5 protein-coding genes are annotated in these 4,787 nt (G+C 63.2%); 3 read left to right on the top strand and 2 right to left on the bottom strand.

The window, feature by feature from the left end; all coding sequences use genetic code 11:
• The coding region (locus AC1D00_RS27120; RefSeq protein WP_477012773.1) for an MFS transporter at positions 1 to 429 on the bottom strand (429 nt) is incomplete at its 3' end.
• A 129-nt stretch (positions 430 to 558) separates the two neighbouring features.
• Between AC1D00_RS27120 and AC1D00_RS27115 the strand changes: the two genes are divergently transcribed.
• Positions 559 to 1,167: a TetR/AcrR family transcriptional regulator gene (locus AC1D00_RS27115; RefSeq protein WP_477012772.1), complete on the top strand. Its 609-nt coding sequence runs from the start codon at positions 559 to 561 to the stop codon at positions 1,165 to 1,167.
• A gap of 338 nt (positions 1,168 to 1,505) precedes the next feature.
• Here the strand turns inward: AC1D00_RS27115 and AC1D00_RS27110 are convergent, their stop codons facing one another.
• A complete protein-coding gene (locus AC1D00_RS27110; RefSeq protein ID WP_477012771.1) occupies positions 1,506 to 2,486 on the bottom strand; it encodes a LysR family transcriptional regulator in 981 nt (326 codons plus the stop codon).
• 125 nt (positions 2,487 to 2,611) lie between these two features.
• Between AC1D00_RS27110 and AC1D00_RS27105 the strand changes: the two genes are divergently transcribed.
• Entirely contained in the window at positions 2,612 to 4,225 is a 1,614-nt protein-coding gene (locus tag AC1D00_RS27105; protein ID WP_477012770.1) for an ABC transporter substrate-binding protein, read from the top strand.
• The coding region (locus AC1D00_RS27100) for an ABC transporter permease (protein WP_477012769.1) at positions 4,222 to 4,787 on the top strand (566 nt) is incomplete at its 3' end. The genes AC1D00_RS27105 and AC1D00_RS27100, both read left to right, overlap by 4 nt.

Here is a 4,787-nt window from a genome sequence, read left to right as displayed (position 1 = left end):
GACGATGCCGAGCACGGTGGAGCGCACCGTCTCGGGCACCGCGCGCGCCGCCACCGACATCGCGATCGCCGCCGCCGTGCAGGCCAGCGACGTCCCGATCAGCACGCCGGCGCCAATCATGATGCTGACGAGCCCGTTCGCGGTCGCCATCAGGATCAGGCCCACGATGTACATCAGCGCGCCCACGATCATGATCGGGCGGAAGCCGTAGCGCACCGTCATCGCGCCGGCGAGCGGCTGGAGGAAGCCCCAGGCGAGGTTCTGCACGGCCAGCGCCAGCGTGAAATCCGAGATCGAAATGTGGATGTCATGTGTCAAAGGCTGCATGAAGATCCCGAGGCTCTGCCGCAGCCCCATGCTCAGCGTCAGCATGATCGAGGCGCCGATCAGGATGGGCAATGTCGGACGCAGGACCTGCAACAGGGGCATGTTCTTCTCCCTCGTCGGCGCGGCGCGCGCACCGGCGTCTGCAATATCAGTTGATTTTGGTTACACAGACCTGTGTACTTAGGCTATGAAAGGTCCAGGCTGTCAAGCGAACAGGACGCGCGCCGTTGCATGGCTCCCCCGCCGACCAAACAGACGATGAAAGAGCGGATCCTCGAGACCGCCGACAAGCTGTTCTATCTGCAAGGCATTCGCGCCATCGGCGTCGACACCATCGCGGCCGAGATCGGCATCTCCAAGCGCACGCTCTACAACCACTTCCCCTCCAAGGACGCGCTGATCGCGGCTTACCTCGAGCGCCGGTTCGTGCAGCCGCGTCCGTCCGACAAGCGGCCGGCCGAGCAGATCCTCGCCACCTTCGATTCGCTGGAGCGGCGCTTTGCGGCCAAGGATTTTCGCGGCTGCCCGTTCGTGAATGCGGTCGCTGAGCTCGGCCCGGCGGACCGCGCCGTGAAGAAGATCGCAATCGCCTTCAAGGAAAGCCGCCGCGTCTGGTTTCGCGAGCGGCTCAACGAGCTCGGCGTCACGGAGGCTGATGCACTCGCCACCCAGCTCGTGCTGCTCGTCGACGGCTCCATCGCCCAGGACCTCGTGCGCGACGACCCCGCGATGGCGCGCGCCGCGAAGGAAGCGGCGAAGGTGCTGCTGCGGAATGCTGGGGTGGATGTGGGGGATGGTGCGAAGACGGCGGTGAAACGAGGCAAGCACGCGCAACACTAACCGGTGTCGCCGTACCACACGGTGTCATCACCCGCCTTGTGCGCAATTGCGCACTGGAGGGGTTGATCCAGTATTCCAGAGACGATGAAGAGGCGCCGCGGCGTACTGGATTCCCCGCCGGAGCCCGTTATCGGGCTCGCCGAAGGCGAGACCAGGTGGCGGGGAATGACAGCAGAGCTAGTAGAACCAGCGCGCGATCGTACCGAAAAGCTCCTGATTTGCCCGACGAGTCAAATAGGTCTGCTAATTGGTTCACTGCGAAGCTTTTGCAACAAAATCCGCCTCGGGCGGACATGACACCATTAAACTCTAAAATTATCCCAAGCGTTCATCACAGTTCATTGGACTGCGGCCCGCGGCGGATGGTTACCCTCAGAGGTTTCCAGAACAGTKTCCTTGCCACTGACCTGCCTTGTCACGAGCCTGTTGCGGACCTTTTCCATCACGGCGCTCGCCGCGGCCGGGAGCTGCATGCCCTTCAAGGTCACCAGACAGGCCTCGCGCTCCAGCCGGAGCCAGGGCTGTTCAAGCGGGACAATCCCCGCCGTGTCGATCCCTGACAGCGCACTGCGCGCAAGAATGGTCACGAGGTTGGTTCGGCGCAGAAACGCGAAGGTTATGAAAAGCGAGCTCGTCAGGATATGAGCCGCAGGTAACTCTTCACCCTTGCTCACGTACACGTGGTTCAACTCGTCCTGCAGATTGGTACTCATCCGCGGGAGCAACCACCTGTATTGGGCGAGTTCTTTGAAGGATTGCGGCGGTCGAAGCTGGAGCGGGTGGTCACTGCGGGTGACGATGACCAGGTCGTCGACCAGCAAACGGTTGTAGGCCAGCGCGGAATCCAGGCTGGCCCGGGTATGGTCCGACTTGACCCAGCCCAGGAGGGCACAGTCGATCTCACGCGTCTTGATCCATTCGTAGAGTTCGTCCGTGGTGCCCTCGCGGATGGTGTAGCGGACATTGGGCTGCTTCTCGGCCAGCTCGGCAATCGCCTCGGGAAGGATCTGTGTCAGGAACGACGGGCCCGCGCCGATACGGACGTGACCGGAAAGGCCGGCCCGCATGTCGGTCATCAGCTGTTCGGCTTCATCCATCCGATAGATGATCGATTCCGCGCGACTTCTCAGCGCGATGCCCGCATCCGTCAGGGCTATTCCACGGCCTTTCCGGACATAGAGCTGAACGCTCAGCTGCTGCTGCAGCCGTGCCATCATTTTGGACAGGGCGGGTTGAGAAATGCACAATGTTTCAGCGGCTTGAGAAAGATTCAGATGGTTCGCCACCACCAGGAAGTACCGCAGCTGCTGCAACTCCACTCTATAGCCTTTCGGTTATAGTTATTTGCGTCGGCGGCCATTGTTGCATGGGGTCGATCTCGCTCCAATAGACGGATGCCTGAAAGGCGGCGGCGGTTCGCCGGAGCGCGATCGAATTGTGACATTTGGCAACGGGAACGACGATGTTGAACGTGAATAGGCGCACATTCCTGCGCGGCGGAACCTCGCTGCTGGCATTCTCCGGGACGGTAGTGTCGAGGCCGGCGCGCGCCCAGTCGACCGGCAATCCGGTTCGCGGCGGGATCCTGGTGATCGCCCAGGATGCCAATCCTCCAAGCCTCGACCCGCACAAATCGGCGGCGTTCGCGACGACCAACATCACCGAACAGATCTACGGCTGTCTGCTGCGCTGGGATGACAGCGGCACCAAGGTCGAACCGGACCTGGCCGCCTCCTACGAGATGGTCGACGATCTGACCTACCGCTTCACGCTGCGTGACGGTGTGAAATTCCACAACGGTCAGACGCTGACCAGCGCGGATGTGAAGTTCACCTTTGACCGGATCGCAAACCCGGACACCGCGTCGCCGTGGAAGTCGCTCTTTGCCGCCATCCAGTCGGTCGAAACTCCGGACGCGCGCAGCGTCATCTTCCATTTGTCCGCGCCCTTCTCGCCCCTGCTGAACTACCTGGCGACGGTGAAATATTCGGCCATCGTCTCGCAGGCCGACGTGACCCAGCGTGGCGACCTGATCTCCGGCGGGGCCGGGACCGGCCCGTTCAAGTTCGGGAGCTTCGTCTCCAATTCGGTGCTGAAGCTGTCGCGCAACGAGGACTACTACGAACCCGGCCTGCCCTACCTGGACGGGCTGGAGTACCGCATCATTCCGGATGAAGGCAGCCGGGTGGCCTCCCTGCGCAGCGGATCGGCGGCGCTGACTTGGCTCAACACGCCGGAAGTGGTCGACCAGCTGGCAAAAACCAGAGGGTTCGTCACGCCCAAGCAGCAGGACAACAATGCTGTGCTGCTGATGGAGCTCGACCAGCGGGTGCCGCCCTTCAACGATGTCCGGGTCCGCCGCGCCTTCAGTCTGGCGATCGACCGCCAGCAGATCGCCGATATCGTCTGGCGCGGGCGGGCCGTACTTTCGGCGGCGATCCCGCCGGCGCAGGCGCCCTATGCGGTCCCAAGCGCCGAGGTTCTGGCACTGCCCTACCAGACCCCGGATCTGACGCAGGCCAAGGCACTGATGGCAGAGGCCGGCCATGCGAGCGGGTTCGACACCGTCTTCGCGGTCTCTCCGCAGACCTCCAGCGACGTGGCGGTCGCACAGATCGTGCAGCAGCAGGTGGCGCGGATCGGCATCCGCATCAAGATCGAGCAGAAAGACTGGGGCAGCCTGGTCAAGGATTTCCAGGGCACGCTGAGCCCGATCAGCATGGCCGACCTGGCACCGGCACCCGACGCGGAGTCGAATCTGAGGATCCGGTTCGCCTCCGCGTCGAGCGTCAACCCCGGCAAGACCAAGGATCCGGAGATCGACGCACTCTTCACCGAGGGACGGGCGACCACCGATGTCGCCAAGCGGGTCGCGATCTACCGTGAGATGCAGCACCGCATCGCCGATCAGGCCTATGCGCTGTTCCCCGCCGCGATCCCGCTGCAGTTCGAGATTTGGAGCGAGAAGCTGCACGGCTACCACACAACTCCCTGCGCACAGCGCGTGTTGCTGCGTCAGGCCTGGCTCGCCTCCGGCATGCGATCGAGAGTCCCATGATGTTCGCCCATTTTCTGCGCCGCCTGGCTTTGCTGGTGCCCGTCCTGATCGGGATGTCGGTGGTCAGCTTCTCGCTCGTCCATCTCATTCCTGGCGATGTCGTGAGCGTCATCGCCGGGGGCGAGATTGCCTCGGATTCCGAAGAGGCGCGGAACATCCGCCGCAGCCTCAACCTCGACCAGCCCCTGGCCGTGCAATATTTCACCTGGATCGACGGGGTGGTGCACGGCAATCTTGGCAAATCGCTGGTGCATAACGTGCCGGTCGCGGACGAGATTCTGGCGCATCTGCCGGTGACCCTGGCGCTGACGCTGATGTCGCTGGTCATCTCTGTCGTGATCGGTCTTCCCGCCGGCGTACTCGCCGCCGCGCGACGGGGGCGAAGCTCGGACGCCGCGCTGCGGATCGTCTCGCTGGCCGGGATGGCGGTACCCACCTTCGTGGCCAGCGTCACCGCCGTCCTGTTCTTCTCGCTGTATCTGCCGTCGGTGCAGCTTTTCAGCAGCATTGATTTCCAGACTGATTTCTGGGGGGCCGTCGAGGGGCTCCTGCTTCCCTCCGC

The sequence above is a fragment of the Bradyrhizobium sp. P2_E8 genome, assembly GCF_056403875.1.
This window is presented reverse-complemented; position numbering and strand designations above follow the sequence as displayed.